Origin of the sequence: Paenibacillus luteus (assembly GCF_006542765.1) — a bacterium.
Taxonomy (GTDB): Bacteria; Bacillota; Bacilli; order Paenibacillales; family Paenibacillaceae; genus Pristimantibacillus; species Pristimantibacillus luteus.
Genome location: NZ_SKCD01000089.1, coordinates 1 through 596 on the forward strand (window position 1 = coordinate 1; position 596 = coordinate 596).

A 596-nucleotide genomic window follows, 5' to 3' on the forward strand; every position below is an offset into this window, starting at 1 on the left:
GCCCGTCGCAGCCGTTGCACCAAACGTCACCGCTGTTGCTCCAGACAGATTCGTACCGGTCAACGTGACGGTCGTGCCTCCGGTCGTCGAACCCGCCGTTGGCGAAATGCTTGTGATCGTCGGCGCGCCTATGAACGTATATTGGTCAGCCGCCGATGTCGCTGAGGTGCCGCCCGCCGTCGTTACCCTTACGTCTACGGTTCCCGCACTACCCGCCGGAGCCGTTGCCGTGATTTGTGTTGCTGAATTTACGGTAAAGCCCGTCGCCGCCGTTGCACCAAACGTCACCGCTGTTGCACCAGACAGATTCGTACCGGTCAAAATGACGCTCGTGCCTCCGGTCGTCGGACCCGCCGTCGGCGAAATACTTGTGATCGTCGGCGCGGCTATGAACGTAAATTGGTCAGCCGCCGATGTCGCTGATGTGCCGCCCGCCGTCGTTACCCTTACGTCTACGGTTCCCGAGCCTGCCGGAGCCGTTGCTGTGATTTGTGTTGCTGAATTTACGGTAAAGCCCGTCGCAGCCGTTGCACCAAACGTCACCGCTGTTGCTCCAGACAGATTCGTACCGGTCAACGTGACGGTCGTGCCTCCGG

The 596-nt window shown here is 60.6% G+C and carries 1 protein-coding gene; it reads right to left on the reverse strand.

The genetic code is table 11. The annotated features are described in order from the left end of the window. The coding region (locus E0496_RS34435; protein WP_175598167.1) for an IPT/TIG domain-containing protein at positions 1-596 on the reverse strand (596 nt) is incomplete at both ends.